16 protein-coding genes and 1 tRNA gene are annotated in these 17793 nt (G+C 57.5%); 15 read left to right on the top strand and 2 right to left on the bottom strand.

Annotation, left to right across the window (positions count from 1 at the left end; translation table 11 throughout):
* The first annotated feature begins 58 nt into the window (after window positions 1–58).
* Window positions 59–1192, top strand: a complete 1134-nt coding sequence (locus CAP48_RS17490) for a glycosyltransferase family 4 protein (RefSeq protein ID WP_100699093.1) — start codon at window positions 59–61, stop codon at window positions 1190–1192.
* A gap of 42 nt (window positions 1193–1234) precedes the next feature.
* On the opposite strand, the gene CAP48_RS17485 is transcribed toward CAP48_RS17490, so the two are convergent.
* On the bottom strand, window positions 1235–2623 hold the full coding sequence (locus CAP48_RS17485; protein WP_100699091.1) for a phosphomannomutase/phosphoglucomutase: 1389 nt from the start codon (window positions 2621–2623) through the stop codon (window positions 1235–1237).
* 169 nt (window positions 2624–2792) lie between these two features.
* On the opposite strand from CAP48_RS17485, the gene CAP48_RS17480 reads away from it, so the two are divergent.
* Window positions 2793–4217: an FAD-binding oxidoreductase gene (locus tag CAP48_RS17480; RefSeq protein ID WP_100699089.1), complete on the top strand. Its 1425-nt coding sequence runs from the start codon at window positions 2793–2795 to the stop codon at window positions 4215–4217.
* Here the strand turns inward: CAP48_RS17480 and mutM are convergent.
* The gene (gene mutM / locus CAP48_RS17475; RefSeq protein WP_100699087.1) at window positions 4198–5025 is read right to left on the bottom strand and encodes a bifunctional DNA-formamidopyrimidine glycosylase/DNA-(apurinic or apyrimidinic site) lyase; all 828 of its coding nucleotides are present in this window, start codon (window positions 5023–5025) and stop codon (window positions 4198–4200) included. The genes CAP48_RS17480 and mutM overlap by 20 nt on opposite strands.
* Window positions 5026–5170: 145 nt before the next feature.
* Between mutM and CAP48_RS17470 the strand changes: the two genes are divergently transcribed.
* The 13 genes from CAP48_RS17470 (at window position 5171) to CAP48_RS17410 (ending at window position 17758) form a co-directional block, all read left to right on the top strand.
* Window positions 5171–6952: a tetratricopeptide repeat protein gene (locus tag CAP48_RS17470; protein WP_161495297.1), complete on the top strand. Its 1782-nt coding sequence runs from the start codon at window positions 5171–5173 to the stop codon at window positions 6950–6952.
* A complete protein-coding gene (locus tag CAP48_RS17465; protein WP_100699083.1) occupies window positions 6949–7536 on the top strand; it encodes an outer membrane lipoprotein LolB in 588 nt (195 codons plus the stop codon). Before CAP48_RS17470 ends, CAP48_RS17465 begins: the two co-directional genes overlap by 4 nt.
* Window positions 7533–8429: a 4-(cytidine 5'-diphospho)-2-C-methyl-D-erythritol kinase gene (gene ispE, locus CAP48_RS17460; protein ID WP_100699081.1), complete on the top strand. Its 897-nt coding sequence runs from the start codon at window positions 7533–7535 to the stop codon at window positions 8427–8429. The genes CAP48_RS17465 and ispE overlap by 4 nt, the downstream gene beginning before the upstream one ends.
* Before the next feature lie 4 nt (window positions 8430–8433).
* Window positions 8434–8510 (top strand) — tRNA-Gln (locus tag CAP48_RS17455).
* Window positions 8511–8607: 97 nt separating this feature from the next.
* Window positions 8608–9558: a ribose-phosphate pyrophosphokinase gene (locus tag CAP48_RS17450; RefSeq protein WP_192871356.1), complete on the top strand. Its 951-nt coding sequence runs from the start codon at window positions 8608–8610 to the stop codon at window positions 9556–9558.
* Window positions 9559–9663: 105 nt separating this feature from the next.
* The gene (locus tag CAP48_RS17445) at window positions 9664–10311 is read left to right on the top strand and encodes a 50S ribosomal protein L25/general stress protein Ctc (protein WP_100699079.1); all 648 of its coding nucleotides are present in this window, start codon (window positions 9664–9666) and stop codon (window positions 10309–10311) included.
* Window positions 10312–10445: 134 nt separating this feature from the next.
* Entirely contained in the window at window positions 10446–11051 is a 606-nt protein-coding gene (gene pth, locus CAP48_RS17440; protein WP_100699077.1) for an aminoacyl-tRNA hydrolase, read from the top strand.
* On the top strand, window positions 11048–11788 hold the full coding sequence (locus CAP48_RS17435; RefSeq protein ID WP_100699075.1) for a type II CAAX prenyl endopeptidase Rce1 family protein: 741 nt from the start codon (window positions 11048–11050) through the stop codon (window positions 11786–11788). The genes pth and CAP48_RS17435 overlap by 4 nt, the downstream gene beginning before the upstream one ends.
* A gap of 394 nt (window positions 11789–12182) precedes the next feature.
* The gene (ychF, locus tag CAP48_RS17430) at window positions 12183–13274 is read left to right on the top strand and encodes a redox-regulated ATPase YchF (RefSeq protein WP_100699073.1); all 1092 of its coding nucleotides are present in this window, start codon (window positions 12183–12185) and stop codon (window positions 13272–13274) included.
* Window positions 13275–13579: 305 nt separating this feature from the next.
* Window positions 13580–14116 (top strand): YidB family protein, encoded by a 537-nt coding sequence (locus CAP48_RS17425; protein WP_100699071.1) that lies wholly within the window; start codon window positions 13580–13582, stop codon window positions 14114–14116.
* 93 nt (window positions 14117–14209) lie between these two features.
* Window positions 14210–14503 (top strand): hypothetical protein, encoded by a 294-nt coding sequence (locus tag CAP48_RS17420; protein WP_100699069.1) that lies wholly within the window; start codon window positions 14210–14212, stop codon window positions 14501–14503.
* Window positions 14504–14546: 43 nt separating this feature from the next.
* Window positions 14547–17348: an AsmA family protein gene (locus CAP48_RS17415; RefSeq protein ID WP_100699067.1), complete on the top strand. Its 2802-nt coding sequence runs from the start codon at window positions 14547–14549 to the stop codon at window positions 17346–17348.
* Window positions 17349–17383: 35 nt separating this feature from the next.
* Complete coding sequence (locus CAP48_RS17410) at window positions 17384–17758, top strand: hypothetical protein (protein WP_100699065.1); 375 nt, start codon at window positions 17384–17386, stop codon at window positions 17756–17758.
* The last annotated feature ends 35 nt before the right edge of the window (window positions 17759–17793 follow it).

The raw sequence follows: 17793 nt of genomic DNA, 5'->3' as shown, positions 1-17793 counted from the left end.
TGAACGCATTGCTGATTGATGAATGCAATGCGCATTGAACAATAGGGACCCCAGGATCATGACACAACAGAACACTTCCCGTTCTCTGATGTTTGTGGTGAATAATCCGGCTTTTTTTCTGTCGCATCGCCTGCCGATTGCGCTGGCTGCAAAAGAACAGGGCTACGCGGTCAGCGTCGCGACCATGGACGGGCCGGCCGTGCAGGCCATCAAGGCTCATGGACTTGCGCATCATGTCCTGCCGATGTCCCGCAGTGGCATGAATCCGCTGGCCGAACTCAAAACGCTGTACGCGATCTATCGCTTGTTCCGCAAGCTGCGGCCCGATATTGTGCATCTGGTAACCATCAAGCCGGTACTCTACGGCGGCATTGCCGCCAGGCTGGCCCGCGTCAAGGGTGTGGTGTCCGCGATCTCGGGACTGGGCTTTATCTTTACGCGCGAGCACAAGGGCATTGACTGGGTCCGGCTGATTACCCAGCAGCTGTACCGATTTGCCCTGGGCCATCGCAACAGCCGCGTCATTTTTCAGAACCGCAATGATCGCGATATTCTGACTCGCATTGGCGCAGTCAGGGACGAGCAGGTGGTGATGATTCGGGGGTCCGGGGTGGATCTGGATCAGTACGCAGCCGTGCCCGAGCCGCCGTTGCCGATCACAATTATTTTCGTGGCCCGCCTGTTGCGCGACAAGGGTGTGCTGGAATATGTGGAAGCAGCCGGCATGTCGCGGCGCGATGGCAAGCCGTATCGCTGGCTGGTTGTTGGCAATCCTGATCCAGGCAATCCGGCGTCGGTCACGCAGGAAGATGCCCAATCCTGGGGTGATCGCGTGCAATGGCTGGGTGAGCGCAGCGATATTGCGGCGCTGTATGCTGACTCGCATATCGTGGTGCTGCCATCGTACCGCGAAGGGCTTCCCAAGTCCCTGGTCGAAGCGGCCGCTTGCGCTCGTGCTGTGATCACGACCGACGTGCCGGGCTGCCGGGATGCGATTGAAGCGGATCAGACCGGCGTGCTGGTGCCGGTCCGCGATGCGCGCGCGATTTATGAGGCCGTCTGCGAACTGGCCGAGAATACGGAAAAGCGGCATGCAATGGGTCAGGCCGGACGGGCACTGGCGCAGGAAGCCTTCGATATTCGCAAGGTCGTGCAGGCGCACCTGGATATTTACCAGGTGCTAGAGCGCTAGGATAGTCGGGGCAGCCAGGACGGCATCGTCGTCATAAAACGATCAGAATGGCAGTGCCGCGCCAGGCGCAAATTGTTCAAACACTGCCTTGAATTGAGTGCGGATGCGATCAATCGCCTGCTGCGAGTCTCCTTCAAAACGCAACACAATCACAGGTGTGGTATTGGAAGCGCGCGCCAGGCCAAAGCCGTCTTCATATTCGGCGCGCACCCCGTCAATAGTGTTGACGCTGGTGGCCCCCGGAAAATGGGCTTTTTCCTGCAGGGTCTTGATCAGTGAATACTGCTGGCCTTCTTCCATTTCCAGCTTGAGCTCAGGCGTGGAGATGCCTTCGGGCAGGGCGTCAAGCACGGCGGTGGGATTGGCGTCGCGCGAGAGAATTTCCAGCAGGCGGGCGCCGGTGTACAGGCCGTCGTCAAAGCCGAACCAGCGTTCCTTGAAAAAGACATGGCCGCTCATTTCGCCCGCAATAGGCGCGCCGGTTTCGGCGAGCTTTGCCTTGATCAGCGAATGACCGGTGCGCCACATCAACGGCACGCCGCCAGCTGCCTTTACGGACGCCGTCACATGGCGACTGCATTTGACGTCAAAAATAATGGTGGCGCCGGGCTGGCGCGCCAGAATATCGCGGGCGAACAGAATCAGCTGGCGATCAGGCCAAATGATGCTGCCGCTGCGTGTGACAACGCCCAGGCGGTCGCCGTCGCCGTCGAAGGCCAGACCGATTTCGCAATCAGTGTCCCTGAGTGTGCGCTGCAGGTCTTGCAGGTTGTGCGGATCAGCCGGATCGGGATGGTGATTGGGAAAGGTGCCGTCGACATCGCAAAACAGCTCGGTTACATCGCATCCGAGAGCGCGAAACAATTTGGCGGCGACAACGCCGCCTACGCCGTTGCCGCAATCGATGGCAATTTTCATGGGGCGCGATAGTTTGACGTCGGACACGATACGTTCGATATAAGTCTGGACAATATCCTTGCGATGCGCAACGCCTTTTTCGGCGGCTACCGGTTCCGATTGCAGTGCCTGCATCTGCTCGCGCAGGGCCAGTACATCATCGCCATAAAGCGCCTTGCCGCCGATCATCATTTTGAAGCCATTGTATTTGGGCGGGTTATGGCTGCCGGTAATAGCCACGGCGGCGCCGACATTTTCCGAATAGGATTCGAAGTACACCAGCGGTGTGGGTACCATGCCGATATCGACAGTGTCGACCCCTTCGTCGCGAATGCCGTTTTGCAGTGCTTCGGACAGATCGGGACTGGACAGCCGGCCATCGTATCCGACCACAATCCGCTTGGTGTTGCAGTCCCGGGCTCGACGCGCCAGCGCGCGCCCCAGCAGGTAGGCAAATGAGGTATTGAGCTGTTCGGGCACAATACCACGAATGTCATAAGCCTTGAATACGGGCCGGGGAAGAACGGATGTCATGGGCTGTCCTGATGAAGGAGGTTACGGTAGCGGAGCCGCTCAGACAAGGGGCAAGCCCCGTGAATTTCGGTAGAATGTGGATTGTATTATACGTCTGTTGGGAAAGCCGGCCGGAAGATGTCCACCGGGCCTTTGCCGCAGCGCTCACATTGAACCGGGCAGGAAGAAAATGAATCTATTGGCAGTATTGCGGGATATCGTCGGCGCAGACCACGTCCTGATCGAGGCAGAAGCGCAACCCTATCTGACCGACTGGCGCGGTCGCTACACGGGAAAGGCGCTGGCGGTTGTACGTCCGGGCAGCGCTGAACAGGTCGCAAAAGTGGTGCGCGCCTGTGTCGAGCAGCAGGTGCCCATGGTGCCGCAAGGCGGTAACACCGGCCTTTGCGGGGGCGCCACGCCTGACGGACAGGGCAATAGTGTGGTGATTTCTCTTATGCGTCTAAACCGGGTGCTGCAGGTGGATACGGCCGATGACACGATAACTGTGCAGGCCGGTTGTACGCTGCGTGAGGTCCAGCAGGCCGCGATTGAGGCAGACCGGCTGTTCCCGCTGAGTCTGGCTGCCGAAGGCAGTTGCACGATTGGCGGCAATCTGGCCACCAATGCGGGCGGCACGCAGGTGCTGCGCTACGGCAATACCCGCGACCTGACATTAGGGCTGGAAGTGGTCACGGCAGACGGCGAGATCTGGCATGGCCTGCGCGGCTTGCGCAAGGACAACACCGGTTATGATTTGCGCGACTTGTATATTGGCAGCGAGGGCACGCTGGGGATTATTACCGCCGCTACACTCAAGCTGTATCCGCAGCCGGTGGCCCGCTGCACGGCGATGCTCGCGTTCAACGATATGCCCGCAGCCGTTCGCATGCTGGCGCAGGCGCGCAAGGGATTCGGCGCGGCCCTGACGGGTTTTGAGCTTATCTCGCATTATTGCCTGGATTCGGTCACGCTGCAGTTTGAGCAACAAAAGTGGCCGTTTGATGCTTCGGGCAGGCAATGTCCGTGGTACGCGCTGCTGGAAATTTCAGACAGCGAAAGCGCCGAGCATGCACGCGAGCGTTTTGAATCTGTCGTGGGTGCGGCTATTGAAAACGGGGACGTTGTTGACGCCGTCATTGCGGCATCCATCGCCCACAGCAATGAACTATGGCATCTGCGCGAAAGCATTCCGCTGGCCGAAAAGCAGATGGGCAAGAATATCAAGCATGATGTTTCTATTCCGGTTTCACGCATGGCCGATTTTGTCGAGCAGACCAACGCCCAGTTGCAGGCTGCATTCGCGGGTGTGCGCCACATTGTTTTCGGCCATTTGGGCGATGGCAATCTGCATTACAACGTGGCTGCTCCGGAAGGTGCTGACGAGACCGCATTTTTGCAGCTGCAGCCGCAGGTCTATGAAATGGTGCATGATAGCGTGCACGCGTTTGGCGGCTCCATTAGCGCCGAACATGGCGTTGGGCAGTTGAAAAAAGACCTGTTGCCGCTATACAAGTCGGATGTGGAGCTGGCGCTGATGCGCAAGATCAAGCGTGCGCTGGATCCGCATATTCTGATGAACCCGGGCAAGGTCATCAATAGCGCTGACATTTAGGGCAGAAAAACGTGGCACGCTGGCCTTGCACAATCTTGCGTATCGGCGTGCCACAAGTGCGGCAAGGCTGGTTTTGGCGATCATACACGACAGCATGAATTTCAAAATACGCGCCGGGCTCGCCTTGGGCGCCCGTATAGTTGCGCAGGGTGCTGCCGCCTGAGTCCAGCGCTTTTTCCAGCGTGGCCAGAATGGCTGCATGCAGGCGCGCGGCTCGGGTCCGTGAAATGCGGTTGGCCGGGGTGCGTGGGTGAATGCGGGCAGCAAAAAGGCTTTCCGAGGCATAAATATTGCCTACGCCCACAACAATCTGGCCGGCCAGCAGCGCCTGCTTGATCGCGACGCTGCGGTTTTGCAGTCCGGCATAAAGCCGCTCGGGCGTGAAGGCCGGGTCAAACGGCTCGATGCCCAGCCCCGCCAGCAGCGGATGGGCCGCCACCGGACCGGCATCATGAGCATGCCACAACACCGCGCCAAAACGCCGCGGGTCGTTCAGGCGTACCGTTGCGCCATCGAAACACCATTCCACATGATCGTGCTTGCGCAGAAACTCTCCCGCCTGAACGTGACGCAATGAGCCGGACATGCCCAGATGCACCAGCAGGGTGCCGTGTTCAAAACGCAACAGCAGGTACTTGCCGCGACGCTCGCAGGCCAGCAGTTGTTTTCCTTCCAGAATCAGATTCAGATCGGCTGTCACCGGCCAGCGCATTCGCGCTTCATGGACATGAACGGCCAGCAGCCGCTTGCCGGTAATGATCATGTCAAGGCCGCGCCGGGTGGTTTCGACTTCGGGTAGTTCAGGCATAGGAAAGGGGCGGTGACGGGCGCACGCAACGCACGCTGGCACACATAAAATGCTTATGTTTTAAGGATTTATTAATAATAACTGAGCGGGAATGATAACATCTGATTTTTGTTATCTGCCACTTTACCGTGTGCCTGTGATTCCGATGAAAAGCGTTATTCGCGCCGCATCCCTTGTTGCTCCGCTCCTGTGGACGGCGCTTGCGCATGCCCAGTTTGACCAGCCGGTAGACCGGCGCGCCGTGCTGGATTTCCTGTCCAACGAGCAGGCCAAGCCCGTGGTGCTGGTCAACCATACCGAAGCTGATGACATTTACCGCCTGCTGATCATGGAGATCGCTGCCCAGGAAGGAAAGACCGATATGGCAGCGGAAACCGCGATGGCGCTGGCGCGCGACAGAAACATGCCTCGCATGGCCAAGCGAGCCATGCATCTGTATCTGGCCACGTCCCAATCGCAAGCCGCAGCCGAGGCGGCGCGTCTCTGGAGCAAACTGGCCCCTGGCGATGAAGAGGCTATCGCCGCCACGCTGGCGTTGTCTGCCAGCAACGGCGACACGGCAGGTATTGTGAAGGCGCTGCGCAAGCGGATTGCAGAGGCCGGCAACAAGGACCGGGCGCTGTACCAGGCCGCTGCCGTGGTGGCACGCATGAAAGACAAACAGGAAGCGCTGGACGTTTTTACCGAGGTCATTGACAATAACGGCGACACGCTGTCGGTGGCGCATCTGTTGCTGGCCGATCTGGCAGCCCAGGCGGGCAACCCGGTTGTTGCCTGGGAGGCAGCGCGCAAATCGCTGGCGCTGGGGCCCGATTCCGATGCGGCGGCAGAGCGCGTGCTGCAATATGGCGTCACGATCAATCACGACCTGGCCATGTCGCTGGGGCGCAAGTTCATTGAAGCCCACCCCAATATCCGTCGCGTGCGTCTGCTTTACATCAGCCAGCTGGTTGATGACAGGCAGTTCGAATCGGCCCTGGCCGATCTGAAGCGCATGCGCAAGACCTTTCCCGAGGATTTCGACCTGTTGTACCTGGAAGCCCAGGTCAATTATCAGGCCAAGCGCTACAAAACGGCGCGTGCGCGATTGAATGAGTTTCTGGAGGTGCAGGGACAGCGTCGTCAGGCGCTGCCGGACGCCGAAACCAATGCCCAGGGGCAATCGACCGATGCCCGTCTGCTGTTTGCCCAGATCGACGAAGATGAAGGCAAATATCGGGATGCGATTGCGCAACTGGATAAGATCGACGAAGTAGCCGCGCTACCGCAAATCCGCATGAAACAGGCCGCCCTGTACGGCAAGCTGGGCCAGTTGAATAAAGCGCTGGCGCTGCTTGCCGAAATCCGCACCGAGACCCGCGACGACAAGGTGATTGTCGAGCTGGCGACCGCGCAGGTGCTGGCAGCTGCGGGCCGCACCGACAGGGCGATTACGCATCTGGTGCAGGCCGATAAGGCCCTGCCCGACAGCCCGGCCATTAAATACGATCTGGCCATGCTGTACGAGCGCCAGGGCAAAATCGTAGAAATGGAAACCCTGCTGCGCCGGGTCATTGCCATCAAGCCCGATTCTCCCGATGCCTACAATGCGCTGGGCTATGTGTTTGCCGACCTGAACATCAATCTGGACCAGGCGCAGATGTTGCTGGACAAGGCCGTGCAGCTGGCGCCGGACAATCCATTCATTCTTGACAGCATGGGCTGGCTGCAGTTCCGGCTGGGCAACGACGCGCTGGCTGGCCAGTATCTGGAAAATGCCTTTGAACTGTCGCCACAAGCCGATATTGCGGCTCATCTGGCCGAGGTCTACTGGTCCACCGGCGACAAAAAAAGAGCCCGCGCGATGCTCAAGCAAGGCTGGCAGCTGGACAAGGAAAATCAAACGCTTAAAGAAACACTTAAACGACTGGGAGTCCGTCTCAAATGAATGTACGCGCTTTACACCGCTATGCCCGACTGATAGCAATCGGCCTGGTTGCCGCAACGCTGGCGGCGTGTTCCACGGTACCTACCAAGCCGGCGCAGCCATCGGGCGCAAGCGTCGATGGCACGTTTGAGCGTTCCGGGCGCTTTGCCCTGACTGTTTATGATCGCAGTGCCGAGCGCAATCGCGATTCGGTGCAGGGCGGCTTTACCTGGTTGGATACGGGGGCGGTGCTCACGCTGGACCTGACCAATCCGCTGGGGTCCACGCTTGCGCGCGTGGTCGTGGCCGATGATCAGGCCGTGCTGACACGCTCCAATGGCCAGCGTACAGTCGCAAGCGATCCCGATGCCCTGGTGGCCGAGGTGCTTGGCAGTCCGATTCCGGTCAGTGGCATGCGCAACTGGCTCAAGGGAATGCGCGATGGACAGGGCGCCGAGGCAGTGCGCAGCAAGCAGACATTCAGCGAAGCAGGCTGGCAGGTGAATATGTCCGATTTTGACGCCAAAGGGCCTACCCGCCTCAATTTTGAGCGCACCATGGCGGGCGATCGCATTACCGTTCGCGTGGTGACCGAGAGCGAATGAGGTCGCTGTACGATGTTCCGGCGCCGGCCAAGCTGAACCTGTTTCTGCACGTCACCGGCAGGCGTGCCGATGGTTATCATCTGCTGCAAACGGTTTTTACCTTTATCGACCTGGCCGACAGGCTGCATTTCACTTTGCGCGACGATGGGAGTATTGTTCGCGCCACCGACGTTGCCGGGGTGGCGCATGACGATGACCTGATTGTGCGCGCGGCGCGTCTGCTGCAGCAGCATGCGGGTCCCGGATCGGGCGCTCGGGCCGGTGTCACTATTGAGGTTGACAAGCATATTCCGGCAGGCGGCGGCCTGGGCGGCGCCTCCAGTGATGCGGCCAGCACCCTGATAGCGCTGAACCGGCTGTGGCAGTGCGGGCTATCGCGCGAGGCCTTGCAGGTGCTGGGGCTGTCATTGGGCGCAGATGTGCCGGTATTTATCTTTGGCCAGAGTGCTTTCGCCCAGGGAATCGGCGAGGCGCTGCAGCCCTGTCCGGTGCCTGCCGCAAGTTACGTTGTACTCATCCCGGCAATCAGTGTCTCAACTGCAACAGTTTTTGGCTATGAAGATTTGACAAGGGACACAAAATCCATCATAATGCACGACTTTGCTGGACATGATATTCATCTGTTTGGCAGAAATGATCTACAGGCAGCAGCATGTGCCCTTTTCAAACCACTTTCGCTTATTGTGAGCTGGCTGGAAGCGCAGGGCATACAGGCCAGAATGACGGGATCGGGCGCATGTTTTTTTATGGCGTTTGATACGCCAGAGTTGGCCCAGGCATGCCGGCAGCGTGTAGAATCTGCGCTTGCCTCTTATCCAGAGGTGCGCCAGTGGGTAAAACAGGTCGTTGTCTGTCAGGGCATCAACCGGCATCCGCTGTATAATTGGATATAGAATTTGGGGCGTCGCCAAGCTGGTTAAGGCACTGGATTTTGATTCCAGCATGCGAAGGTTCGAATCCTTCCGCCCCAGCCAAATTCGTACAGCAATGTGCGGAAACCGTGAATAAGCCGCTATAAACCGGTATGTGCTTATCACGGTTTTTTTATTCACTTCACCGATTCCAGTCATCATGACCAACACCAATTTTATGATTTTTACCGGCACAGCCAATCCCAGGCTTGCCGTAGACGTCGTCAATCATTTGGACATGTCGCTGGGCAAAATGACCGTTGGTCGTTTCTCTGACGGTGAAGTCATGGTGGAAATCCTGGAAAACGTGCGGGGCCGCGATGTATTCGTGCTGCAGCCCACCTGCGCGCCGACCAACGACAATCTCATGGAAATCATGACTATGGTCGATGCGTTGCGCCGCGCCTCTGCCGGCCGTATTACTGCAGCCATCCCGTACTTTGGCTATGCCCGCCAGGACCGCCGGCCGCGTTCGGCTCGTGTGGCCATCACCGCTAAAGTGGTTGCCAACATGCTGCAGAGCGTGGGTGTTGACCGCCTGCTTACCATGGATCTGCACGCAGATCAGATCCAGGGCTTTTTCGATATTCCGGTAGACAACATCTACGCCGGTCCCGTGCTGCTGGCCGATATCGATCAGCGCAATTTTAAGGATCTGGTGGTGGTGTCTCCCGACATTGGCGGCGTGGTTCGCGCCCGAGCCCTGGCCAAGCAACTGGAAGCAGACCTGGCGATCATCGACAAGCGCCGCCCGCGCGCCAATGTATCTGAAGTCATGAACATCATTGGTGAAGTCGATGGCCGCACCTGTATTATTATGGACGACATGGTCGATACCGCCGGCACATTGTGCAAGGCGGCTTCTGCGCTTAAAGAGCGTGGTGCCGGTGCTGTCTACGCCTATTGTACGCACGCCGTGCTCTCTGGTGCTGCGGTTGGCCGTATCGCCGAATCCGAGCTGGACGAGCTGGTGGTGACCGACACCATTCCGCTGTCCCAGGAGGCGGCCGATTGCGCGCGCATCCGCCAGCTTTCCACGGCATCCCTGCTGGGCGAGACCATTTTGCGCATTTCCCATGCAGAATCGGTCAGTTCGCTGTTTGTTGAATAAGAATTTGGTCCGTTGCTGGTCGCGGCAACGGGTCGGGTGGCTGAGCCAACCGGTTCAGCCTTTTTGTAAATACCGAAATGCGGTATTGTTTATTTGGAGTTTTCCATGAAATTTGAAGCCACCACGCGTAGCGTTCAGGGATCGAGTGCGAGCCGCCGCCTGCGTCGCGCCGGCCGTGTACCGGCCATTGTTTATGGTGGAAAAGGCGAAGCGCAAAGCATCGAACTTGACCACAACCAGATTTTCCACGCACTGCGTAAAGCGCCATTCCATACGTCTGTTCTGGACATGATGCTTGACGGCAAAAAACAGAGTGTTCTGCTGCGTGCCGTACAATGGCACTCTTACAAGCCGCAAGTGCTGCATGTGGATTTTCAGCGTGTCAGCGCCAATGAGGCGATTACAACGCGCATTCCTTTCCACTTTATCAACGGTGATGAGTCTCCTGCGGTCAAACTGCAAAGTGCAACAATTACGACTGTACTGAACGACATCGACGTTACCTGCTTGCCTAAAGATCTGCCTCAGTTCATTGAAGTTGACCTTGGCAAGATGCAAGTCAATGAAGTTGTGCACCTGTCAGACGTCACAGCACCTGCCGGTGTTGAGTTCGTCATTGTTGGCGAAGAAAGCCCCGTACTGGCAACCGCACTTGTGGTTGCAGACAGTGCCGATGACGACACAGTTGAAGGCGAAGACCAAGTGGCTGATGCAGAGAAATCTGACAAGCCAGCTGAAGACGACGCCAAGTAAGTCTTGAATGTGTTACCTTGCCTGAAGGCGGGGTAACGCGGCCGGTCTTGCCGGCCAGGCCATTATTCTGGTACGCCCCCGCAGTGCATCCGCATTTCGGGGGTTTGTTTCGTAAACTGCAGGGAATTGTGTACATGGCATCGTTGCCTATCCGTCTGATTGTCGGGCTGGGAAATCCTGGCCAGCAGTACGAATCCACGCGCCACAATGCCGGATTCTGGCTCGCCGACCACTATGCCGACGACTTGAAAACCCAGTTCACACTGGAAACCGGTTTCTTTGGGCAACTGGCGCGAGCGCGTCACGACGGCCAGGCCGTTTACCTGCTCAAGCCGGCCACCTATATGAACCGTTCGGGCCAGTCCGTGGGTACGGTTGCGCGGTTTTTCAAAATTGAATCCGAGCAGGTGCTGGTGTTGCACGACGAACTGGACCTGCCCCCCGGGGATGTGAAGCTGAAAAAAGGCGGTGGCCATGCCGGCCATAACGGCCTGCGGGACATTCAGACAACGCTTGGCACAGCCGACTACTGGCGCTTGCGCCTGGGTATAGGCCATCCGCGTGATCGCGGCCTGGCGCAGGGCGTGGCCGATTACGTACTGTCCATGCCTGGCAAAGAAGAGATGCCGCTGATTGATTATGAGATAAACAGCGCCAGGCAAATTCTGATATCGCTGCTCGATGGCGACTTTGCCGCCGCTTCGCGTCGACTCGCTGCCTTGCGACAGGCAAGTCCATGAGCAGCGTGACGTTCCGTGCCGATGTCGGTGTTTTTCTGCGATTTTTGCGCCGGCCGCACTTTACGCCACGTGTGGCCCAGCGGGGCGGCGGCTCTGGCTGGTGGCGCGACTGGTGTCCGAATGTCCCTTTTGGCCGCATGCTGGGCTGGGTGGCGCTACTGTGGTTTGTCAATCTGTTTGTGCTTGCCCCGCTGGCCTTGAGCGCTGCCGAAAGCGGCGGCGCTCGGCACCGGCTGGATCCGGATAATATTCCGTGGCTGATGGCCGTGCTGTGGGCGCCGCTGGTCGAGGAAATGCTGTTTCGCTACAGTCTGCGCTATCCGCGCGCCATTCTCTGGGTGCTGCCAGTCATGATGATGGTGGTTTTTTCGGGGCCGTCATGGCTGAGCATCGGTGCCTTTATCCTGGTGCTGGCGCTGCTTGCCGCGCTCAAGTTCCGAGGTTTTGTCGGCAACAACGAAGCACTGCCATGGCACATCCGCAAGTGGTATGTGCAGTGGTTTCCCTGGGTCTTTCACCTATCGGTGCTGGGTTTCGCCTTTGTGCATCTGAATAACTTCAAACTGAACGAGACCCCCTGGTGGATTTATCCGATCATGGTCATGCCGCAATGGATGACCGGCCTGGTTCTGGCCTGGATGCGCGTACGATCCGGGATCGGGACCGCGATAGTCATGCATATGATGTTCAACGGCGGGCCGTTGCTGCTGATCTGGCTTGTACTGCAGGGTCGCTAGGGCAACCGCAATAAGTGACTGCGCGCAAGAGTCAGGGGTGTAGTGGCAGCCATGCGTTCTGCCAGATCGACAAATCCTGGGCTTTTATGGAACGGAGCAAAAGATTCTGGAAGCGTTCCTGCTATTGCCCGCTTGGGCCTACAACGCGGGCGGAAAAGCACGCCGGATCAGTCCCATTCTTGTGTTGGAAGACGCTAATCCATCAAGAAGAACGTCAGAGAAGGTTACAATCACTTTTTTTGTTCAAAACGTAAACAAAATCTTGAAATATGTGCTGGTTTTCAGGTCTCGTCTGGAAACGGCCCACCCGCTGCAAACCGGCGTCGATTCGTTCGATGGGCACCTCGATAATGCTCATGCAGGGTGTAAATATGCTGATATCTAAGGAAATTCAATGGCTCTTCAATGTGGGATTGTCGGACTGCCCAACGTGGGCAAATCCACGCTCTTTAACGCCCTGACCAAAGCGGGCATCGCGGCAGAAAACTATCCGTTCTGCACCATCGAACCGAACGTCGGTATTGTTGAGGTGCCCGATGAGCGCCTGACTAAACTGGCCGAGGTGGTCAAGCCCGAGCGCATTCTGCCTGCCACGGTAGAGTTTGTGGATATTGCCGGTCTGGTGGCTGGCGCTTCCAAGGGCGAGGGCCTGGGCAACCAGTTTCTGGCCAATATCCGCGAAACCCACGCGATTGTGCATGTCGTGCGTTGCTTTGAAGACGAGAATGTGATTCACGTTGCCGGCCAGGTCAATCCGATCTCCGATATTGAAGTGATCAATACCGAGCTGGCGCTGGCCGATATGGCCTCTGCCGAAAAAGCGCTGTCGCGCGCTCAGAAAACCGGCAGGGCCGGTGACAAGGAAGCGCAGAAACTGGCAGCGCTCCTGGAAAAAATCATTGCGGTGCTCAACGAAGCCAGGACCATTCGTTCCATGAATCTGGATAAGGACGACCAGGATCTGATCAGGCCTTTCTGTTTCATCACGGCCAAACCTGCGATGTACGTTGCCAATGTTAAGGAAAACGGGTTTACCGACAATGCCCATCTGACTGCGGTACAGGAGTTTGCCGCCAAGGAAAATGCGCCAGTCGTGGCCGTCTGCGCTGCCATCGAAGCCGAGATTGCCGATCTTGATGACGAGGATAAAGGCGTATTTCTGGATGACATGGGCATGGATGAGCCAGGCCTGAATCGCGTAATTCGAGCGGCGTTTCGCCTGCTTGGTCTGCACACCTACTTTACTGCCGGCGTCAAGGAAGTGCGTGCCTGGACGATCCACGTGGGCGATACGGCTCCTCGCGCTGCGGGTGCGATTCATACCGATTTTGAGCGCGGCTTTATTCGTGCGCAAACCATTGCCTATGACGACTTTATCGCACACAAGGGCGAGCAGGGCGCCAAGGAAGCCGGCAAAATGCGAGCCGAGGGTAAAGAGTATGTGGTCAAGGACGGCGACGTGCTCAATTTCCTGTTTAACGTGTAAAAATTAAGCCGGGATTTACCAAGCCTGTGTCTGGCAGGTGCTATCGTGACCTCCCCACATTCTGCAAGCCGCGCCTGTTCGCGGCTTTGCTGTTTTTGCACCGGGCCGTTTAGAATTTCGGCATTGGCAAGTGGCGGACGTCTTCAAAGCCGGCCTCAGATGGGACAGGTATGGCGTACCGGCAGCCTTGCAACAGCAAGAAACAGCACTGTATCAATTGTTTATCCGGGAAATCACATTCGTGATCTCTGTGTATTCTGGTGTTATAGTCAAAATTCTTCTTCTTATTTAATCAAGGAAAGATCATGGGAATTCTGGATGCAGTCAATGCTGTTCTGGGCGGTGGCAAAAAGCCCGAAGACCAGACACAAGGTGAACAAAGACAGGATGGCCAGGTGGCGTCCGAACAGGCGCCGCTCGATCCGCAGGACGGGCAGGGCGGGCTTGGCAGCCTGGGCGGTTTGGCTGGCGGCATTAACCTGGGCGCGCTGGGGGCGCTGCTGCCCGTGATCATGTCTGTGCTGAATAACCAGCAGGGCGGCCTGGGTGGCCTGGCCGAAAAATTCCAGCGCGGCGGCCTGGGAGATATTTTCAATTCCTGGGTCAACTCAGGTGAGAATCAGGATATTTCGCCGCAACAGGTTGACACGGCGCTGGGTGCAGATACGGTGGATAGCATCGCCCAGCAGTCCGGTTACTCGCGTGATGACATCCTGGGAACCCTGTCGGGTATTTTGCCGCAAGTGGTCGACAAATCCACCCCGGACGGGCAAATCCCCGCCGACGGACAGGTGCGTGGCGAGAACGAATTGCTCAATTCGCTTTCCTCACTGTTCAAATAGTCCTGTTGTGCCTGCATTCAAATGCCATATCTGTTAGCATAACCACACTTACAGCCCGATAAACTGCAGACAGACGCTTTCGGCAGGCACAACATGGCTTTGGCTCGACCGGCATCCGGCACCCTGGTTGTCTATCCAGGAAAAGGGTCTTGCCTTGTCGCCGGCGCAACGAAGGTGCGGGCGCCACAATGGCGCATGTCTGCGGGGTCGTGCGCCGTGATTGCCCAAGCATGGCTGGCCGTTTTGTGGTATCTGTTGGCGCATTTTTGCGTGGCGGTATTGCTTTTCCCGGCAAATGTAGCCTGGCGATTGCGGGCGCTGGCGCCATTTGGCAATGACAAGCATTCCTGTCGGCCGAGCGTTATTGGGATAACACGCGGTCATTGAGCGGGCTGTTCCCACTTATTATGAATGAGAGATCAAGCCGCCCATGAAAGTCTGGCTTAAAAGAATTCTGATTGGCCTTGTGGTGCTGATGCTGGTTGCCTTTGTCGGCGCAGCTGTCTTCTTACTGACGTTCGATCCGAACGCCTATAAACACAAGATCGAAAGCGTTGTGCAGGAACGGTACAACCGTACCATGGTGATCGAAGGCGACCTGGAACTGTCCCTGTTCCCGCGTATTGGTCTGTCAGTCCGAAAAATTTCACTGTCCGAGCCCAACTCCACCACCACTTTTGCTTCTATCGACAGTGCCCGTTTTGCCGTGGCCATCTGGCCGCTCATGTCAAACCGTCTGGTGGTCGACCATGTCGCTGTCTCTGGCCTGAAGGGCTGGATCGTGCGTGATGAAAAAGGCAACTTCAATTTTGAAGATTTGCTGACCCAGGACCCGCCTGCCCTTGAGGCGGTCGACCCGCGCTTCAAAAGCGACGAGATTCGTCCAGAGCCCGCCGTAGCGTCAGAGAGCAACAGCGTGTTGCCGCAGCCCAAAAAGACCGACTTCAAAATCGACATTGCCGGTCTTGAAGTGCAGAACGGCGCCATTTTTTATAAGGACAGGCTGAGCGGCCTGGACATGCGCCTGAACAACATGACCGTCAATACGGGTAGAGTCACGTTCGATCAGCCTTTTGACGTCTCTGTCACCGGTAAACTGGAGGGTGCCCGCCCGGTTGCCAACGCCAACGTGAATATTCAGGGCCTGGTTAAACTGGATCCGGTCACCAAGCTGTATTCGGCGCGCAATCTGGAGGCCAATATCAAGGGTGTGGTCGGCGATGTGGATGTGCAAACCGGTACCCTGACCGGCGACTTCGAGATCGACAGTTTTGCCCATGCGCTGACCGGCTCGGGTATTGACATGACAATCTCCGGCAAAGGGGCCAAGGGCACGGGCTTGCGCAATCTGGACATGACCCTGGCGGCGCCCAAGCTGAATTTTGACTCGACTGCGCCGTTGCTGCAGATGACCAATTTTGCCGTCAAGGGCACGGCTTCAGATGAAGACAAAGAAAGCTATGAATGGGTGCTCAATTCGCCTGCCCTGGATATTTCGCCGACTGGCGCCGGTGGCAAGCCGCTGACCGGCTCGGTGCAAATTAAGGGCAAGGAACAGTTCGGCGTCAATTTCCGGATGCAGGGCATCAGCGGCACGTCCGACGCCCTGAATGTGGCCGAAATCAAGCTTGATGGAGCGTATGCGCGCGGCAGTAAGCGCGCGGTCAATTTCAATATTTCGTCTCCTGCAAAAATGGATCTGGCGCGACGCCTTGTTGCGCTTTCAGCCATGAGCGGCAATATTCTGCTCAAGGATGTGGAAACCCGTGAGCAGAATATTCCGCTAATCGGGACCTTCAGCGCCGATTTCCTCAAAGACGAGGCCAGCTTCAAGGCCGATGCCGTTATCAATTCCGGCAAATTCAGCTTTGACGGCAGCATTTCGCAGTTCAATGAGCCTTATGTGCGTTTTGTCGTGGGCGCCGACTCGGTGAATCTGGATGAGCTGATCGACGACGTGTCGGGTGCGGCAGCTGTGCCTCCTGCTTCTGGCGCTGCCAAGGCGACGCCTGCGGCCAAGCCCGAGGAGCCGGCCGATGCCAAGCCCACTAGCACCGCCGTACGCAACCTCGTGAGCGATCTGATGGGTTCGCTGGTTGGGTCCGGGACTGCCAGTCTGAAGCAGATCACCTATCATGGCGTGGTATACAACGATGTCACGGCTGCCCTGAATCTGACCAAGAATCAACTGGGGATCAGCAATATCAAATCAAGCATCTTTGACGGCCAGGTGCAGGGCGATGCGCTGATCAACATGAAGGACAATGAGGTCACCACCAAGCTTAACTTTCAGAACGTGTCCATTGAACCGCTGCTCAAAGGCCTGGGCATGAACCCGATCATGACCGGTACAGGCACGTTCGCGCTGGTCTTTGCTTCGCGAAGCGCAGAGGGCGACGCCAACTGGCTGGCCAATGCGACCGGATCGCTGGAAGGGCAGGCTAGCAACGGCACGATCAGTGGCTTTGACCTGACTCCCGTTCTGAGCGATCCGGCGGCGTACGCCAACAGCACTGAACAGGCCGGCGGCTGGAAATTTGACCCTGCCGCCAAAACGCCGTACGAGACGCTGAAAACCAAATTGGTGCTGGACGAGGGCGAGCTGCATTTTGCCAATTTCAGTCTGCTGACCGACCCCTTGCTGATTGAGGCCGATGATAATCTGGCGGTATACAACTTGGTCAATAACAAGTTTTCATTTCCTGGCAAGTTTGTCACGCGTCAGCCGGTCACGCTGAACCAGGATGGACTGCACCTGAGCATCAAGCAGGTGACATTGCCATTTGAATTGAGCGGAACGCCCGGTAATGCTCAGTTGAAGGTCAAATGGCAACAATTGAATAATACGCCTATCAGCCAGTTCGTCCGACAGCGCAAGGAAAAACAAGCCCAGGCGCAAAAGGCCGCCCAGGAGGCCGCCGCAGCGCAGGCGCAGCCAAAAGCGGATGCTGCAAACAGTCAGGATGGTCAGGCAGTTACGCCGCCTGAGCCAAACACGGATCCTGCGAACGCGCCCAACGGCCAGGAAGCCGCGCCGTCGGCGTCTGCACCGGCAGCGCCGGCAACAGATAGCAATCAGCCCCCGGCGCAATCTGCGCCTGCCAGCAATGCTCCCGCCGATGCTGCGGCGGCGGATGAAGCATCTCCAGCGGATACACCGGCTGCAGATACACCGGCAGCAAAGCTGCCGGCCCCAGCCGATTCACCTGCCAAAACCGACTCCGCCAAGTAATTGGCGGGCAATTTCTCCATTTCCGATTTTGCATTATGACAACATCTGAGTTCCAGCCTATTTATCAATGTCCGCCCATTGCCGGGCCGGTCAATCCGGCAGCGCACCTGCGCTGGCTGCTTATCGATGGGCAGTCACAGGCGCTGGACAAAGACGATCAACAATTGAAGCAGATTGAGCTTATCATCCGTTTTGATTATCTGGTGATCCGTGCCCCCGGCATGCTGCGCCTGGATATTCCGGTAGATGTGCTGGAAGACGATGAAGATGCGTTCGAAGAGGCCCAGCTAGACGGGCGCTCCTTGTGCGTAGTCAGTGAAGGACAATTGGCCGACGCCTGGTTCAGTAAACTGCTGGAGCGGCCGGTTCGACTGGTCAAGCTGCACCCGGACGAAACATTGACGGTGTAGTGCTCACATCAGCCGGGCAACCGCTGGCAGCCACG

Source organism: Advenella sp. S44 (genome assembly GCF_002810445.1).
In the GTDB taxonomy this organism is placed as follows: domain Bacteria; phylum Pseudomonadota; class Gammaproteobacteria; order Burkholderiales; family Burkholderiaceae_B; genus Advenella.
Note: the sequence above shows the minus strand (reverse complement) of the source record. Positions and strands in the feature narration are given on the sequence as shown.

Bases quoted from the DNA above. Each gene is read 5' to 3' on its own strand.
- CAP48_RS17490 (WP_100699093.1), top strand. From the start codon at position 59: ATGACACAACAGAACACTTCCCGTTCTCTGATGTTTGTGGTGAATAAT.
- CAP48_RS17485 (WP_100699091.1), bottom strand. From the start codon at position 2,623: ATGACATCCGTTCTTCCCCGGCCCGTATTCAAGGCTTATGACATTCGT.
- CAP48_RS17480 (WP_100699089.1), top strand. From the start codon at position 2,793: ATGAATCTATTGGCAGTATTGCGGGATATCGTCGGCGCAGACCACGTC.
- mutM (WP_100699087.1), bottom strand. From the start codon at position 5,025: ATGCCTGAACTACCCGAAGTCGAAACCACCCGGCGCGGCCTTGACATG.
- CAP48_RS17470 (WP_161495297.1), top strand. From the start codon at position 5,171: ATGAAAAGCGTTATTCGCGCCGCATCCCTTGTTGCTCCGCTCCTGTGG.
- CAP48_RS17465 (WP_100699083.1), top strand. From the start codon at position 6,949: ATGAATGTACGCGCTTTACACCGCTATGCCCGACTGATAGCAATCGGC.
- ispE (WP_100699081.1), top strand. From the start codon at position 7,533: ATGAGGTCGCTGTACGATGTTCCGGCGCCGGCCAAGCTGAACCTGTTT.
- CAP48_RS17450 (WP_192871356.1), top strand. From the start codon at position 8,608: ATGACCAACACCAATTTTATGATTTTTACCGGCACAGCCAATCCCAGG.
- CAP48_RS17445 (WP_100699079.1), top strand. From the start codon at position 9,664: ATGAAATTTGAAGCCACCACGCGTAGCGTTCAGGGATCGAGTGCGAGC.
- pth (WP_100699077.1), top strand. From the start codon at position 10,446: ATGGCATCGTTGCCTATCCGTCTGATTGTCGGGCTGGGAAATCCTGGC.
- CAP48_RS17435 (WP_100699075.1), top strand. From the start codon at position 11,048: ATGAGCAGCGTGACGTTCCGTGCCGATGTCGGTGTTTTTCTGCGATTT.
- ychF (WP_100699073.1), top strand. From the start codon at position 12,183: ATGGCTCTTCAATGTGGGATTGTCGGACTGCCCAACGTGGGCAAATCC.
- CAP48_RS17425 (WP_100699071.1), top strand. From the start codon at position 13,580: ATGGGAATTCTGGATGCAGTCAATGCTGTTCTGGGCGGTGGCAAAAAG.
- CAP48_RS17420 (WP_100699069.1), top strand. From the start codon at position 14,210: ATGGCTTTGGCTCGACCGGCATCCGGCACCCTGGTTGTCTATCCAGGA.
- CAP48_RS17415 (WP_100699067.1), top strand. From the start codon at position 14,547: ATGAAAGTCTGGCTTAAAAGAATTCTGATTGGCCTTGTGGTGCTGATG.
- CAP48_RS17410 (WP_100699065.1), top strand. From the start codon at position 17,384: ATGACAACATCTGAGTTCCAGCCTATTTATCAATGTCCGCCCATTGCC.